The sequence below is a fragment of the Sphingomonas sp. OTU376 genome (genome assembly GCF_038440415.1).
Classification (GTDB): Bacteria; Pseudomonadota; Alphaproteobacteria; order Sphingomonadales; family Sphingomonadaceae; genus Sphingomonas; species Sphingomonas kyeonggiensis_A.
Genome location: NZ_JASATQ010000060.1, coordinates 1 through 15651, shown reverse-complemented (window position 1 = coordinate 15651; position 15651 = coordinate 1). Strand labels below are relative to the sequence as shown.

Below are 15651 nucleotides of genomic sequence, written 5' to 3'. Positions count from 1 at the left end.
TCAATGCACTCCCTTGGACTTGGTGCCGCGGGTCCGCAGCCGGAATTCGGCCAGGGCGCGGAAATGCTCGTCGTCACTTTCGAGCGCGAGCGCGGGGTTCCAGATTTCGAAGCTGTCTCCGGCGCCGACGAACAACGCCAGGTCGTCGATGCGGCCGAGATGGCGCATCGCCGCGGGGATGCGAAGGCCCTTGCCTTCGCGCTTCATCCGCTCGGAAAGGCCGAAAGTGCCGCGCATGCGGTGATAGTGGCTGCGGGCTTCCTCGCCCCGGGCTTCCTCCGCCAGCCGGCGGCGCTCGGCGCGCTCGGCAAGGGTGGCGAGATGCTCGCGGCCATAGCCGACCAGGCAGCTGTCGCCCTGATGCTTGGCGACGATGATCTCGGGGCTGGTTTCGGGGGTGAGGGCGGCTTCGAGAAAGGCCGGGATGGCGACGTTTCCGTCCGCATCGACCTCGCAAAGTTCGCTACCATGGTAAAGAGCATTCATGGGTTTCGACTCGTCAGAAAACAGGGTTTTCATGCTGGTAAGTCACTGAAACCTCATTGGGTTTCTCTGCTTGCCTTATAGTTGCCATAATACCGCCCAATTCTGATCCGCCGATGAACCGTTCCGTTCCATCGACGAAATGTTTACTGCCATTAACTATGTTCTGAACCAGCCCGGCGCGGGCTTCCATTCAGGAGAGCACCCGTCCGAGTCCGCGCGTAGGGAAGAATCCTGAGCCCAAACGCTTGAAAATTGTGGAAAACGCTCCCCACGGGTAGCGCCACGGAGGGCGGCCCCCTAATATCGGGCGATGCATTCCGGCTTCGTTCCGCTTCGGGTCTTCTCGTCCTTCACCATGCTGGAGGGCGCGATCGAACCCAAGGCGATCCCCAAGCGGGCGAAAGAACTGGGCTTTCCGGCGATCGCGGTGGCCGATCGCAATGGCCTCTATGCCTCGATGAGCTTCGGCGATGCGGCGATGAAGTCGGGCATCCAGCCGATCATCGGCACGCTGCTCGCGGTCAAGCGCCCGAACATGCCCGACGGAGTCGCGGCGCCGATCGACTGGCTGGCGCTCTATGCGCAGGACGATGCCGGCTATCTCAACCTGTGCGATCTCGTCTCGATGGCGCACCTCGATCGCCCGCTCGAGGAAGAGGCGCATATCCCCTTCGACGCGCTCGAAGGGCGTACCGACGGCCTGATCTGCCTGACCGCGGGGCGCGAGGGTGCGCTGGCGCGGCTCTATGCCGAGCAGCAGGACAGCGCGGCTGCCTATTATGCCAGCCGACTCGAGTCGCTGTTCGGCGACCGGCTCTATATCGAGATCGTCCGGCGCCTGGACGAGATCGAGGGCAGGGCGGAGCCCAGGCTGCTCGACCTGGCCTATGACCGGAACCTGCCGCTGGTCGCCACCAACCCAAGCTGCTTCGCCGAGCCGACCTTCCACGAAGCGCATGATGCGATGCTGTGCATCGCCAACAGCTCATACATCGCGACCGACGATCGCCCGCGTTCCTCGCCCGACGCCTGGATCAAGCCGGCGAACGAGATGAAAAGCCTGTTCTCGGACCTGCCCGAGGCCATCGCGAATACGCTCGTCATCGCCCAGCGCTGCGCCTGTACCGCGCCCAAGCGCAAGCCGATCCTGCCCAGCCTTGCCGGCGACCGTGAGGGCGAGGCCCAGGCATTGCGCGATCTCAGCTGGCAGGGGCTGGAAAAGCGCTTTGAGAAGGCCGGGATCACCGATCCGGAAGAACGCAAAGCGTATAACGAACGGCTCCAGTTCGAGCTCGACATCATCATCCAGATGGGCTTCCCGGGCTATTTCCTGATCGTTGCCGACTTCATCCAATGGGCGAAGGCGCACGACATTCCGGTGGGGCCGGGCCGTGGTTCGGGCGCAGGCTCGGCGGTCGCCTGGGCGCTGACCATCACCGATCTCGACCCGCTCAAGCTCGGCCTGCTCTTCGAGCGCTTCCTGAACCCGGAACGCGTCTCGATGCCCGACTTCGACATCGACTTCTGCGAAACAAGGCGTGGCGAAGTGATCCGCTACGTCCAGCAGAAATACGGCGCCGATCACGTCGCGCAGATCATCACCTTCGGTACGATGAAGGCGCGCGCGGTGGTCAAGAACGTCGGCCGCGTGCTGCAGATGAGCTATGGCCAGATCGACCGGCTGGCCAAGCAGATCCCGAACCACCCGACGGATCCCTGGACGCTCGAGCGCACGCTGAACGGCGTCGGCGAGTTCCTGGCCGAGTATAACAACCACAAAGAGATCAAGTACCTCGTCGATCTCTCGATGCGGCTGGAGGGGCTGCCGAGCCATTCGTCGACGCACGCCGCCGGCGTGGTGATTGGCGACCGGCCGCTGTCGCAGCTCGTCCCGCTCTATCGCGATCCGCGGTCGGACATGCCGGTGACCCAGTTCGACATGAAATATGTCGAAGGCGCCGGCTTGGTGAAGTTCGACTTTCTCGGTCTCAAGACGCTGTCGGTGCTCAAGAAGGCGGTGGAGCTGCTCGCCGATCGCGGGCTCGACGTGGATCTCGATGCGCTGCCCTGGGACGACACCGAAGTCTATGACCTGCTCCAGCGCGGCGACACGGTCGGCGTGTTCCAGCTGGAATCGGAAGGCATGCGGCGCACGCTGACCGCGGTGCGTCCGACGAACTTCGGCGACATCATCGCGCTCGTGTCGCTCTACCGCCCGGGCCCGATGGACAACATCCCGAGCTTCGGCCACCGCAAGGCCGGGCGCGAGGAGATCATCTATCCGCACGACCTGCTCGAGCCGATCCTGAACGAGACCTACGGGATTTTCGTCTATCAGGAGCAGGTGATGCAGGCCGCCCAGATCCTGGCCGGCTATTCGCTCGGTGGCGCAGACATGTTGCGTCGCGCGATGGGCAAGAAGATCAAGGCGGAGATGGATGCCCAGCGCGAGACCTTCGTGAAGGGCTGCGCCGAGCATAACGGCATCAAGCCGGCCAAGGCCAACGAGCTGTTCGACTTGATCGACAAGTTTGCCGGCTACGGCTTCAACAAGTCGCACGCGGCCGCATACGCGCTGCTCGCCTATCAGACGGCGTGGCTCAAGGCGCATCATCCGCACGAATTCTTCGCCGCGTCGATGGCGTACGACATCCACCAGACCGACAAGCTGGCGATCTTCGTCGATGACATGAAGCGGCTCGGGATCAGCTACCTGTCACCCGACATCAATCGCAGCCAGGCCGATTTCTTCGTCGAGAAGACCGAGGAGGGGCTGGCGGTCCGCTATGCGCTCGGCGCGCTCAAGGGCGTGGGCGAAGGCGCGATGGAAGAGCTGGTGCGCGATCGCGAGGAGCGCGGGGTCTACAAGTCGCTCGACGACTTCGCGCTGCGCACCAATCCGCAGCTGATCAACAAGCGGCAGCTCGAAACCCTGGCTGCCTCGGGCGCTTTCGATTCGATCAACGACAATCGGGCCGGCGTCTATGGCGCGGCTGAGCTCATCATGGCGGTCTGCCAGCGCTCGCATGGGGAGCGGAACAGCTTCCAGGCGTCCTTCGATATGCTCACCAAGCCTGCCGGCGACGAGATCCGCGTTGCCGATGATGTCTATTGGTCGACCTCCGACCGGACCGGGTATGAGCGGGAAGCCTTTGGCTTCTATTTCCAGGCGCATCCGCTCGATCGTTTCCAGCACCTCGCCAGGACTTTCGGCGCGATCGATATCGTGTCGCTGAACGAGGTGGACGTGCCGCCCGGCACGCGCGTGGGCGCCACGCTTGCGGTGCTGGTCGAGGATTGCCGTCCCCGCACCTCGGCGCGCGGCAATCGCTACGTGATGGCGTCGATCTCGGACAAGTCGGCCCAGACCATCGCCAGCTGCTTCGAGGACAGCGCCGTCCCCGATCTCGAGCGCTGCGCCCGCGAAGGCGGTTGCGCGGTGCTGACGGTGGAGCTCGACAAGCGCGCCGGCGAAGATACGCCGCGCGTTTCGATCAAGCGCGTCCAGAGCATCGAGAGCCTTGCCAACACGGCAAGGCTGGTGCTCGACGTGACCATCGACGATGTTCATGCGGTCGCGATCCTCGCGGGCATCATCAGCGATCAGCGTGGCGGGCGCGGCGAAGTCGTCGTGCATGTCGGCATTCCGGGCGGCACGGCGGATATCGTGCTGGGCCGCGACTTCCGGCTTGATGGCGAACTGCGCCAGAAGATCGAGAATGTCCCTGGCATCCGCTGGGCAACGCTGAAGAGCGCGGCGGCGAAGCTGGCCGAGGCGGCTTAGCCCTGAAACGCCCCTCCCTTCCAGGGAGGGGAATTGGCTGACGGAGGGGCGAAACCCTTCCTTACACGCCCCGCTCTCGACACCCGCGCCATCCGCAGGTTACGCTATCGAAAAATCGGTATGGAGAGCCAGGATGCTGGGTGGAATGCAGGATTTCGAGCTGCGCGTTACCACGCTGCTCGATCACGCCGCGCGCGAGCATTGGGGGCGGGAGATTGTCACCCGCTGGGCCGACGGCAGCGAGACGCGGACCACCTGGGCCGGCATCGCCCGTGACAGCCGCAAGCTCGCCCAGGCACTGGAACGGCTCGGGGTGAAGAGGGGCGACCGCGTCGCCACGCTGGCGATGAACCATGGCCGCCACCTCGTCGCCTGGTATGGCACCGCCGGCATGGGCGGGCTGATCCATACGATCAATCCGCGCCTGTTCGAGGACCAGCTCGCCTTCATCGCCAACCATGCCGAGGACAAGGTGTTGTTCTACGACCGCGCCTTCGCGCCTTTGGTCGAGAAGCTGAAGCCGCAATGGACGACGATCGAGCATTATTACTGCTTCGACAGCGACGGGCCGGACGGCTTCGAGGCGCTGCTCGCGGCCGAGGACGGCAATTACGACTGGGTGAAGGGCGACGAGCGCGAGCCCTGCATGATCTGCTATACCAGCGGCACAACCGGCAATCCCAAGGGCGTGGTCTATACCCACCGCTCCAGCGTGATCCATGCGATCGCCGAGATGCAGCCCGACGTGTTCGACCTGTCGGCGCGGGCCGTGGCGATGCCGATCGTGCCGATGTTCCACGCGGTCGGCTGGGGCCTGCCCTGGGCCGGCGCGGCTGCCGGGATCAAGTTCGTCTTCTCGGCGGTCAACGACCCGCTGGTGCTGTGCGACCTGATGAACCGCGAGAAGGTGACCCACACCGCCGGCGTGCCCACCGTCTGGTTCGCGATGTTCCAGCATATGGACGCGACCGGCGAGGAACCGAAGCACCTCAAGATCGTGACCATCGGCGGATCGGCCGCGCCGCGCGCGATGATCGAGCGGCTGATGAAGATGGGCATCCGCGTCAATCACGCCTGGGGCATGACCGAGACCTCGCCTATCGGCACGATGGGTGCGCCTTCGTGGAACTGGGACGATCTCAGCTTCGAGGAGCAGGTCGACCAGGTCTGCAAGCAGGGCAAGGTGCCGTACGGCGTCGAGCTGCGCGTGGTCGATGACGAGGGCAATGTGCAGCCGCGCGACGGCAAGAGCTCGGGCCGGCTCCAGGTGCGCGGTCCGTGGATCGTCGAGCGCTATTTCAAGGCGGATGAATCCGCGGTCGATCCCGATAACTGGTTCGACACCGGCGACGTCTCTGTGCTGCATCCGGACGGCACCATGCAGATCACCGATCGCGCCAAGGACGTCATCAAGTCCGGCGGCGAGTGGATCAGCTCTGTCGACCTGGAGAATGCGGCGGTCGGCTGCGCGGGTGTGGCGGAGGCGGCGGCGATCGGGGTCTATCACCCGAAATGGGAGGAGCGGCCGATCCTGCTGGTCGTCCGCAAGCCGGGCAGCGACGTGACCGCCGAGCAGGTGCAGGCGCATCTCGCGAGCCAGGTGGCCAAATGGTGGCTGCCCGACGAGGTCCATTTCGTCGAGGGCCTGCCGCACACCGCCACCGGAAAGCTGCTCAAGACCGCGATCCGGGCGCAGTACAAGGACTTCAAGCTGGCGGCCGCCTGATTTCGGGTGACTCCTTCCATCTGGTGTGGTGTAATAATAACACACCAGGGTGGAGGGACTTGTGAAGCGTAAGATCCTGCTGGGCATGGCGGGCGCCCTGATGTTGCTCGCGGCCCCTGCGGTTGCGAAACCGGCTATGTATCCGGTCGCCACGACCAGGGCGGATTTCGACGCGACGCTTACCCGCCAGAGGGATGGCAGCTGGGTTCTCGACTATCGCTTCCGCCGCAAGGCCCCGGCATGGTTTTTCCTGCGCTCCTTCCCCAAGCTCGACGGCGCTTCTTGGCGGCTCGACAGCTGGACGGTGGAGACGCCGGGCGTGCGGTTGGAGCGGCAAGGCAATTACGATGTGCTCGCCGCCGGCAAGGGGATGCTGCAGCGCGTCCGCATCCGGATCAGGCCCTATGGCCAGTCGCTCAAGGCCGACTACACGCCGTACCTGCTGTTCTCGGACGGTGGCGTTGCCGTCTATGACGCGCATTACGGGCTGGTGCCGCTCAAGGCGGCGGCCGATGCCGCGGCGCTGCCCTCGGACCTCAACGACCTGAAGATCGAGAACCCGCGCGGCACGCTGGCCATCGCCAATCCGGGCGGGACTTTGCTCTACAAGGGCATGACGACCCCGGACCAGGCACGAGGCGATTTCGAAGGGGCGGGCGCCTATGCCTATTCGGGCCCGGCCCGGCCGATTGAGACTGCGGCGTTTGCCGGTATCCTCGATCCCGGCCTGCCGGCATGGATCCGCACCGAGCTCAACGATTTCACCCCGCGCCTGTTCGCGCTCTATCGCGACCGGCTCGGGCCCAATGCTTCCGGCCGACCGATGGCGCTGGTTGCCTGGGGCGGCGCGGACATGCCTGGCCAGTCCTATGGCGGCAGCGTACTTGAAGGTACCGTGGTGATGCGGATCAGCGGGACGAAGACGGCGGATTCCTCGCCCGCTGGCCTGTCGAAGCTGCGCTGGTTCATCGGCCATGAAAGCGCGCATTTCTGGATGGGGCAGACAGTCAGCTATGAGCGCCGCGCTGATGCCTGGATCACCGAAGGCACGGCCGATGTGCTGGCAATCCGCGCGCTCCAGCAGCTGGTGCCCGGCTATGATGCGCGCGGGGAACTGCAGCGCGAAGTCGACGATTGCATCAAGAACAATGGCCCCGGACTACCGCTGTCGGGTGCTTCGGCACGGGGCGACATGCGCACCAACTATGCCTGCGGGGCTACGCTGCTGCTCGCGGCGGAAGCGGCGGCGCGGAAGCGCGATCCCAATGCCGATGCCTTCACCTGGATCCGCGGGCTGATCGATGCCAATCGGGCGGATGGGAAGGTCGATCAGGCCGACTGGCTGGCGGCCTTCGCGGCGGCGAGCGATCCGGCGTTGACCGCAAAGGTCCGCGAGTATCTCGACAAGGGCGTGGACGATCCTGCCGCCTTCCTGGCCGGGCTGTTCGAAGCGACGGGTGTCGCCTTCACCCGCAAGGACGGACGGCTGATCTTGTCCTGACCTCCTCCCCGGGGGGCGGGGAGGAGGCTGGATCGTTACATCCCGGCAAAGGCGGCGGTGACTTCACCCGCCTTCGCGTCCTTGAAGCGGGCGCAGTTGCGGATGCCTTCGACCGCGCGATCGAGCGACAAGGTGCTGCCGCCCTCCGCCCGCAGCTTGGCATCGACCGTGTCGGCCGCGGCAAGGCTGCACTGCGACTTGAACATCTGTGCCGAGCGGCCCGAGAAGATGCCGCCGCCGCCGGTGAGCTTCGCGAACTCGTCGAAATGGGCGAGCATATAGTCGAGCGCGGCATCGCGGGTGTCGGCATCGTTCATGAAGGTCGCCGCCGCGAACAGCCGCTCGCGCGGGGTGTAGCGCGCGTCGCTGAACTCGGTGAAATACCATTTCGCGACATCGGCGTTGCCCGAGGAGGCGATCGCGCGGAACGCGGCCTGGCGCAGGCCCGGCGTCTTGCCGGCCAGTGCCGTCTCCGCAAGCGTCCTGGCGAAGGGCACGCCGCGATCCTGCACCGTCACCGCCAGCGCGAGCGGCGCGTAATCGCTGTCGAGCGCCTTGGCGTCGCCCGCCAGCCAGGCATCGGCGGCAGCGCTCAGCTTCGCGCGCAGCGCTGCGTCATGGCCGTTGTCGGCGACGAAACCGACCAGCTGCTCGCGCAGTTCGGCGGTGTCGGCATTGTCGCCCTCATGCGCGCCGGCCTTGGGGTCGAAGCCGATCCTGGCGAGCATTGGGCCGTAGATGTCGACGAACAGCTTGCGATAGGCGGGCTGGGCGGCCGCACCGATCAGCCCGCGCTCGCGCAGGCCGGCGAGGCGGGTGCCGTTGTCGAGCTGCATCTTGGTCTTGGGATGGGCGGCCATCGAGCGGGCGAGGGAGACCAGCTGCGCGGTCTTCGCCTTGCCGGCATAGAAGCTGGCCCAAAGGCTGTCGTCGAGCGCCAGCGCCTCGCCGGTCGGCAGCGTCGGTGCAGCGGTGATCAGGGAATCCCAGTCCGCCGGGTCCAGATCGAAGCGATAATAGCCCCAGCCGCCGGCATTGGGCACCAGCGTGCCGGTGCCATTGGCGACGATCGGCGCGCTCGGCTTGTCGAGCAGGGTACAGTTCTTGGTCTCGCCCTGGCGGACGCAGACCGGCACGATCCACTGCTCGGCGGGCGCATTGGTGCCGAAATAGGCGAAGCGCTGCTGGCTGGCGGTGAGGATGCCGTTCTGGCGGTGGAAGGTGACCACCGGCACGCCCTGCTGGTCGACGAAGCTCTTGAGCGACGCGAGCACGCGCGGGTCATGCGCGGCATCGGCGAGCGAGCCGAAGAACTGCTCGGTGCTGGCATTGCCGTACTTATAGCGCGACATGTGGAGGCGGACGCCGGCCTTGAACTTGTCGTCGCCCATATAGGCGGCGATCATGCCGACGACCTGGCCGCCCTTGCCATAGGTTATCTGGTCGAACGCCGCGTCGATATCGGCGTCATTGGTGATCTTCTGGTGGATCGGCCGGCCGGCGACGAGCGCATCGAGGTCCATCGCGTCGAAGCCCTCGGAAATGGCATCGACGCCGATGTCGAGGTCCGGGCGCCATTCATTGCCGATCCGGTAGCCCATCCAGTTGGCGAAGCTCTCGTTCAGCCAGATATCGTCCCACCAGGCCGGCGTGACGAGATCGCCGAACCACTGGTGCGACAGCTCGTGCGCCACGACCATGCCGAAGGTCTGCTTGCGCGAAGTGGCGTCGCTCTCGTCGACGAACAGGATGCCGTCGCCATAGATGTCGGCGCCCGCATTCTCCATCGCGCCCGGCATCACCGGCGAGCCGATCTGGTCGAGCTTGGGGAAGGGGAAGGGCTGGCCGAAATACTTCTCCAGCAGCGCGACGATCGGGCCCGAATTGTCGAGCGCGAACTGCATCTCGTCCTTGTAGGGCTTGGTGCCGACGATGCGCAGCGGCAGCGGGGTCTTGCGCTGGGGCGTCGGCGCGACCTTGGTGCCCACGGTCTCGAACGGGCCGACGACGAAGGCGACCAGATAGGTCGGCAGCGGCTTGGTGGCGATGAAGCGATGCTTGACCAGCTCGCCCACCTTGGTTGCCTTGCCCGTCTCCGGTGCATTGGTCAGCGCGACGAAGCCCGGCTTGGTGGTGAGCGATACGGTGAAGGGTGTCTTGAACCCCGGCTCGTCAAAGCCCGGGAAGGCCGCGCGGGCATCGATCGACTCGAACTGGGTCCAGCTGTACCACTCGCCTGCCACGTTGATGCGATAGGGCCCCGAGGCGCCGCCGCCGAACGCCGCGTCATAATCGAACTTCAGCGTGATCTTGCCGGGCTGCACGGTCTTGCCGAAATCGATCTGGGCAAGGCCATAGGGGCTCTTCTGAGTGAAGGTGAACGGCACTTCCCGGCCGCCGACCAGCGCCACCGCCTTGGTGACGTTCAGGTTGCGCCCGTGCATCCAGACTGTCTGCGCTGCCTTATTCAGCTTCACATCGATCTCGGTATGGCCGCTGAAGCGCGGCTTTTCCGGAATGATGGTGAGGTCGAGCCGATAGGCGAGGGGCGTTACCGTGTCCGGCAGCTTGCCGGTAGGCTGGGCGTCCTGGGCATAGGCGATGGCGGGAAGCGTGAGAGCGAAAGCAAAGGCAAGCGCGCGCATGGAGTATCCTTGTGGTCTGGCGATGGCCTAGGCCTGCGGCCGAAGCAGCGCAATCGGCGTGTTAGGTAGTTTCGGCTACTGTATGTTTCCGTAATGTGTCAGTGTGCGAAAAAGGGATATTGTCCCTTCAGATCTTCGGATCTCCGGGCGGCGTTGGATCCCTCTTTCCGCCGTCCGGTCTTATCCTTCTCAGGCCACCCATTGCGGTGGCCATTTTTTATCCGCTCGTTCCCGAGAAGATCGCCATTGCGCCTTGGTATGGGGTAGCTATGGTAGCGCTATCATAATGATGGACTAGGGAGAGGGATATGGGGCTGATCGCGCGCCTTGCGGCGCTGGTCCTGTTGCTGGGCGCCGCGGCACCGCCGGGCGAGCGCTGGGTAACGGCATGGGCGACGTCCCAGATGATCCCGGGCAACAATGCACTCCCTGCCGAGGATCTGAAGGACGCGACGCTTCGCCAGATCGCTCGCGTCCAGATTGCCGGACAGAAGCTCCGTGTCCGCCTGACCAATGCCTATGGCACCCAGCCGCTGCGGATCGGTGCGGCCACGATAGCGCGGAGCGCTGACCTCGCCTCGGCGCGGATCGACGCCGCCAGCCTGGCCTCGCTTACCTTTGGCGGGGCCAAGAGTGTCACCATCCCCGCGGGGGCGGACTATTGGTCCGATCCCTTCGACTTGCCTGTGAAGGCTGGGGCGGATCTTGCGATCACGCTCTATCTACCTGAGGCGCCGATGCAGCAGACAGGGCATCCTGGCGCGCGCGCGACGAGCTATTATCTGCACGGCGATCATAGCCGTGACGCCGATCTGGCGGACGCGAAGAAGGTCGATCGCTGGTTCCAGATCGGCGCGATCGAGGTGGCTTCGCCCAAGGCGTCGGCGGTGGTGATCCTCGGCGACTCGATTACCGACGGGTACGGCGTACCGACCAACAGCAACGCCCGCTGGACCGACGCGCTGCAGCTCCGCCTGCGCGCCAACCCGGCGCTGGCGGACATGGCGGTGCTCAATGCCGGGATCGGCGGCAACCGGCTGCTCAATGACGGGCTCGGCCCCAATGCGATGGCGCGGTTCGATCGGGAGGTGCTCAGCTATCCGGGCGTCACCCATCTCGTGATCTTCGAGGGCGTCAACGATCTCGGCACGCTGACCCGCGATGCCCCGGCGACGCCCGAGGCGCATGCCGCGCTGGTCGAGGGGATGATCGGCGCCTATCGCCAGATGGTCGCGCGGGCCCGTGCGCAGGGAATCAAGGTGATCGGAGCGACGATCACGCCCTATGGCGGTTCGGGCTATTATCACCCCGATGCCCAGAACGAGGCCGATCGTGCCGCGGTCAATGCCTGGATCCGTACCCCCGGCAACTTCGACGGGGTGATCGATTTCGACGCGGCGATGCGCGACCCTGCTGCACCGACGAAGCTCCTCAAGGCCTATGACAATGATGGGCTCCACCCTTCCGTCGCCGGATACCAGGCGATGGCGGATGCGGTGCCCCTGTCACTGCTGTCGGCCAAGGTGACCGACAAGGGGAGGGTGCCTGCCGCGCCTTCCACCCCGGCGCCGATGATCGCCTTCACCTTCGACGACCTCACCGCGCATGCGCCGCTGCCCCAGGGATATACCCGCATCGGCATTGCCGAGCAGATCATCGCCGCGCTCAAGGCCGGTGGGGCGCCGGCCATAGGGTTCCTCAACGGCATCCAGCTCACCAACGAGCCCGCCTCCGCTCCGGTGCTCGACAAGTGGCGGGCTGCCGGGCTGGCGCTGGGGAACCATGGCTGGAGCCACGCCAATCTGAACGACCTGACCGACCAGCAATTCCTCGCCGAGCTCGAGAAGAACGAGCCGATCCTGAAGGCCAGGGCCGGCACCAGCGACTGGCACTGGTTCCGCTATCCCTTCCTGTCCGAAGCCAGTGCCGATCCGGAACGCCGCGCCCGCATCCGCAAGCTGCTGGCCGGCAAGGGCTACAAGGTCGCCGCGGTGACCATGGATTTCTCGGACTGGGCCTATAACAACGCCTATCCCCGCTGCATCGCCAAGGGCGACAGCGACGCCATCCTCGCCATAGAGCATGCCTGGCTCGGCGCCGCATCGGTCCAGGCCGATCGCTCGCGCGAGCTGGCCCGGAAGCTGTACGGCCGCGACGTGCCCTATGTGCTGCTGATGCACCTGGGTGCGTTCGATGCGCACATGATGCCCAGGCTGATCGCCCTGTACCGCGAGAAGGGCTATCGCTTCGTGTCGATCGAGGAAGCCCAGCGCGATCCCTATTATGCCGCGGACATGAACCCGGCACTGCCGCCGCAACCCCAGAATTTTGAGCAGGTCGCGACAGGCAAGGGATTCGAACTGCCCAAGGCGCCGCAACTGTTTCCGCTCGATACGATGTGCAAATAGCGCTCAGAACAGCTCCCCCTGCGGACCGCTCGGCGGCCTGAACAGGTCGGTCCGCAGCCGCAGCACTTGCTGGTCTAGCCCGTAGCGCCTCGCCGCCATCCGGAACCGCGTGCGCAGCAGCTCGGCCCAGGGGCCGTGGCCGCGGAAGCGGGTGTGGAAATTGGGGTCGTTGTCCTTGCCGCCGCGGATCGACTGGATCGTCGCCATCACCTTGCCCGCACGATCGGGGAAATGCGCATCAAGCCAGGCGCGGAACAGCGGCGAGACCTCGTGCGGCAGCCGCACCGGCAGGAAGAAGGCCGTCCGCGCCCCCGCCGCCGCCGCCCGCTCCAGGATATGCTCGAGCTCGTGGTCGGTGACGTGCGGGATCACCGGCGACAGCGAGACGAACACCGGCACCCCGGCATCGGCAAGCTGCCGCACCGCCTGCAGGCGCTTCTCCGGATGCGGCGCGCGCGGCTCGACGGTCATCGCTATCCTGGGATCGAGCGAGGTGACCGAGACCATCACCGCCGCCAGCCCCTTCGCCGCCATCGGCGCCAGGATGTCGAGGTCGCGCGTCACCCGGTTGGACTTGGTGGTGATCGTCAGCGGATGGTCATGCTCGGCCAGCACCTCGATGCAGCCGCGCGTGATCCGCCACTCCGCCTCGATCGGCTGATAGGGGTCGGTGTTGGTCCCGAAGGCGATCGGCCGGCAGACATAGCCGCGCTTGCCGAGCTCGGCGCGCAGCAGCGCCGGCGCATCGGGCTTGGCGAACAGCCGGCTCTCGAAATCCAGCCCCGGCGACAGGTCGAGATAGGCGTGGGTCGGCCGCGCGAAGCAATAGATGCAGCCATGCTCGCAGCCGCGATAGGGGTTGATCGAGCGATCGAAGGAAATGTCGGGCGACTGGTTGCGGGTGATGATCGTCCGCGCCCGCTCGACCGTTACCGTGGTGCGCAGCGGGGGCGGGGCGTCGTCCAGATCCGCGCGCGCGTCGAGCCAGTCCCCGTCCGCCTCGCGCCCGGGGAGGTTGAAGCGGCTGCTCGCCTCGTTGAGGGTGGCGCCGCGCACCGGCCGACTCTTTGCCATTGACAGAAGTTAGGCGCGGCATCAGAACATAGCAAGAACATTGGAGGATTTCATGGCACGGATCAGCTATCTCGAACTGCCCGCGAAGGACGTCGCCGGCACCCGCGATTTCTACGCCAAGGCGTTCGACTGGCAGTTCACCGACTTCGGCCCGGACTATGCCGCGACCACCACCGGCGACACCGACCTGGGCATCAACGGCAGCACCGACCATGTGATTGAGCAGCTGCTGCCGATCATCGAGGTGCAGGACCTGGAGGCCGCGCTGGAGGCGGTGACGGCGGCGGGCGGCGAGATCGTCGTGCCGATCTTCAGCTTCCCCGGCGGCCGCCGCTTCCACTTCCGCGATCCCGCAGGGAACGGGCTGGGCGTGTTCGTGAACGAGCCGGACGCGGAATGATTGCCGAACGCCTGCGCCGTGTTAGGGTAGCTCGATAAAGTCAGGGCGAAGCACCCCATTCTTCGCCAACGCAGGGGGGATTGTATGCGTGGGATGTTGATCGCGGCCGCACTGGCGGCCGGCCTGTGGGCGGCGCCGGCAATGGCGCAGAAGGGCGATCCGGACCGGCTGGTCGACATCTCGCGGCCCGAGGAAGTGGCCAAGCTGCTCCAGAGCGAAGGCTACAAGGCCGAGCTGAAGACGCATGCCGACAGCGGCGACCCCTTCATCCAGAGCGCCGCCAACGGCTCGTCCTTCACGATCGAGTTCTACGATTGCAAATCGGCCAAGGGCTGCACTTCGATGCAGTTCTTCTCCTGGTACAAGAAGAAGCCCTGGTACTCGGTCGAGATGGCCAATCGCTGGAACGCCAAGAAGCGCTTCCTGCGCATCGTCATCGACAAGGACGGCGACCTGTCGACCTGGATGGACGTCACCAGCATCGGCAAGACGACCTACGCCAATTTCGCCGATGTGATCGACTGGTGGTCGTCGATGACCGGGGATTTGTTCACCTTCATGGACGACGAGGAAGGGGCGTTCGCGCAGAAGAAGTGAAGGACTGCCCGCGCGTGACGACGCGCGGCGGTCCTGCCGCGGGCATGCTGTCAGCGAGTGCGCGGCGGCGGGCCTGGACCGGAACGATCGGAATGGGAGCAACGAGGGGGGATCGATGCGCAATTTGATGATCGCGGCGGCGGTGCTGGCCGGTGGCTGGACGATGCCGGTCGCGGCGCAGACGGCAGGCCAGCCCCCTTGCGCCAAGGACCTGGTCTGCGCCAACGCGCCACAGACCGTGCTCGCGGCGATGGAGAAGGCGGGTTTCAAGCCCAAGATGTCCGCCGACAGGGACGGCGATCCGATGATCGAGGGTCAGGGCGTCTTTCGCTTCAACGTCTTCTTCTATGGCTGCGACAAGCAGCACGTGAATTGCGATTCGCTGCGCTTCGAGGCGCTGTTCGCGAAGGCGCCGGAGAACACGCCGGCCTTTGCCAACAAGTGGAATGCCGGCAAGCGCTTCCTCCAGGCGTCGGTCCATGCCGATGGCCAACTGGGCTTCGCCTATGACGTGGCAATGGTCGGCGGGCTCAACCAGCGCAATTTCAGCGATGTCCTGGCGTGGTGGACGAACCAGCTGGAGGAAGTGAGGGACTTCTTCAAGGCGGAGCTGAATCCACCGGCGGCGCCCAAGAAATAGAGCTGCGCGAAATTCTCCGGCGCGGCCTTCCTGCTCGCGTCGCTTGCACGGAGGGGTTGGGGAAGGATCAGTCCTGGTTTCCCGTTCCCCGGCGAAGGCCGGGGCCCAGTTGCAACGAAGTTCGAGAGGCTCCTGCGCCATCGATAGTGCGCCGAGACTGGGCCCCGGCCTTCGCCGGGGAACTGCGGGGATGCGCTGATTCCATCGTCATCCCCGGGCGGGGCTCGGGCTGACCTTTCCGGTGGCTGTGCGGCTGATTTCCATGCGAGTCCCGAACTACCCTGGATCCTCGCCTGCGGGGGGATGAGGGGAGCGGGGCGAAGTGGCGGGTGACGCGAGCGGCTTGCATTGCGGTTCCCCGGGGGGGGGGGCGGGGGGCCGCGCGCGCCG

Annotated in this window: 11 protein-coding genes; 7 read left to right on the top strand and 4 right to left on the bottom strand. The window is 65.6% G+C overall.

Features of this window, described 5'->3' with window-relative positions; all coding sequences use genetic code 11:
- A complete protein-coding gene (locus AAHM44_RS19760; protein WP_269575172.1) occupies nt 1–486 on the bottom strand; it encodes a hypothetical protein in 486 nt (161 codons plus the stop codon).
- Between the two features lie 13 nt (nt 487–499).
- Nucleotides 500–676 carry a hypothetical protein gene (locus tag AAHM44_RS19755; RefSeq protein WP_342251054.1) on the bottom strand — a complete coding sequence of 59 codons (177 nt, stop codon included), beginning with the start codon at nt 674–676 and terminating at the stop codon, nt 500–502.
- Between the two features lie 120 nt (nt 677–796).
- Between AAHM44_RS19755 and dnaE the strand changes: the two genes are divergently transcribed.
- The 3 genes from dnaE (at nt 797) to AAHM44_RS19740 (ending at nt 7497) form a co-directional block, all read left to right on the top strand.
- The gene (gene dnaE / locus AAHM44_RS19750; RefSeq protein WP_269575173.1) at nt 797–4270 is read left to right on the top strand and encodes a DNA polymerase III subunit alpha; all 3474 of its coding nucleotides are present in this window, start codon (nt 797–799) and stop codon (nt 4268–4270) included.
- Nucleotides 4271–4403: 133 nt separating this feature from the next.
- Nucleotides 4404–5996, top strand: coding sequence for a long-chain fatty acid--CoA ligase (locus AAHM44_RS19745; protein WP_269575174.1), 1593 nt, complete (start codon nt 4404–4406; stop codon nt 5994–5996).
- A 61-nt stretch (nt 5997–6057) separates the two neighbouring features.
- Entirely contained in the window at nt 6058–7497 is a 1440-nt protein-coding gene (locus AAHM44_RS19740) for a hypothetical protein (protein ID WP_342251053.1), read from the top strand.
- 35 nt (nt 7498–7532) lie between these two features.
- Here the strand turns inward: AAHM44_RS19740 and AAHM44_RS19735 are convergent, their stop codons facing one another.
- Nucleotides 7533–10142 (bottom strand): M1 family metallopeptidase, encoded by a 2610-nt coding sequence (locus AAHM44_RS19735; protein ID WP_342251052.1) that lies wholly within the window; start codon nt 10140–10142, stop codon nt 7533–7535.
- Between the two features lie 308 nt (nt 10143–10450).
- Between AAHM44_RS19735 and AAHM44_RS19730 the strand changes: the two genes are divergently transcribed.
- On the top strand, nt 10451–12550 hold the full coding sequence (locus AAHM44_RS19730; protein ID WP_342251051.1) for a GDSL-type esterase/lipase family protein: 2100 nt from the start codon (nt 10451–10453) through the stop codon (nt 12548–12550).
- Nucleotides 12551–12553: 3 nt separating this feature from the next.
- Here the strand turns inward: AAHM44_RS19730 and AAHM44_RS19725 are convergent, their stop codons facing one another.
- Entirely contained in the window at nt 12554–13624 is a 1071-nt protein-coding gene (locus tag AAHM44_RS19725; RefSeq protein ID WP_184166692.1) for a PA0069 family radical SAM protein, read from the bottom strand.
- 52 nt (nt 13625–13676) lie between these two features.
- Between AAHM44_RS19725 and AAHM44_RS19720 the strand changes: the two genes are divergently transcribed.
- The 3 genes from AAHM44_RS19720 (at nt 13677) to AAHM44_RS19710 (ending at nt 15261) form a co-directional block, all read left to right on the top strand.
- Entirely contained in the window at nt 13677–14024 is a 348-nt protein-coding gene (locus AAHM44_RS19720; protein WP_269575177.1) for a VOC family protein, read from the top strand.
- 84 nt (nt 14025–14108) lie between these two features.
- A complete protein-coding gene (locus tag AAHM44_RS19715; protein WP_269575178.1) occupies nt 14109–14621 on the top strand; it encodes a YbjN domain-containing protein in 513 nt (170 codons plus the stop codon).
- A gap of 115 nt (nt 14622–14736) precedes the next feature.
- Nucleotides 14737–15261, top strand: a complete 525-nt coding sequence (locus AAHM44_RS19710) for a YbjN domain-containing protein (protein ID WP_269575179.1) — start codon at nt 14737–14739, stop codon at nt 15259–15261.
- Nucleotides 15262–15651: the final 390 nt, after the last annotated feature.

Coding starts and splice junctions, on each gene's coding strand:
- AAHM44_RS19715 (WP_269575178.1), top strand. CDS start 14,109: ATGCGTGGGATGTTGATCGCGGCCGCACTGGCGGCCGGCCTGTGGGCG.
- AAHM44_RS19725 (WP_184166692.1), bottom strand. CDS start 13,624: ATGGCAAAGAGTCGGCCGGTGCGCGGCGCCACCCTCAACGAGGCGAGC.
- AAHM44_RS19710 (WP_269575179.1), top strand. CDS start 14,737: ATGCGCAATTTGATGATCGCGGCGGCGGTGCTGGCCGGTGGCTGGACG.
- AAHM44_RS19755 (WP_342251054.1), bottom strand. CDS start 676: ATGGAAGCCCGCGCCGGGCTGGTTCAGAACATAGTTAATGGCAGTAAA.
- dnaE (WP_269575173.1), top strand. CDS start 797: ATGCATTCCGGCTTCGTTCCGCTTCGGGTCTTCTCGTCCTTCACCATG.
- AAHM44_RS19720 (WP_269575177.1), top strand. CDS start 13,677: ATGGCACGGATCAGCTATCTCGAACTGCCCGCGAAGGACGTCGCCGGC.
- AAHM44_RS19760 (WP_269575172.1), bottom strand. CDS start 486: ATGAATGCTCTTTACCATGGTAGCGAACTTTGCGAGGTCGATGCGGAC.
- AAHM44_RS19730 (WP_342251051.1), top strand. CDS start 10,451: ATGGGGCTGATCGCGCGCCTTGCGGCGCTGGTCCTGTTGCTGGGCGCC.
- AAHM44_RS19745 (WP_269575174.1), top strand. CDS start 4,404: ATGCTGGGTGGAATGCAGGATTTCGAGCTGCGCGTTACCACGCTGCTC.
- AAHM44_RS19735 (WP_342251052.1), bottom strand. CDS start 10,142: ATGCGCGCGCTTGCCTTTGCTTTCGCTCTCACGCTTCCCGCCATCGCC.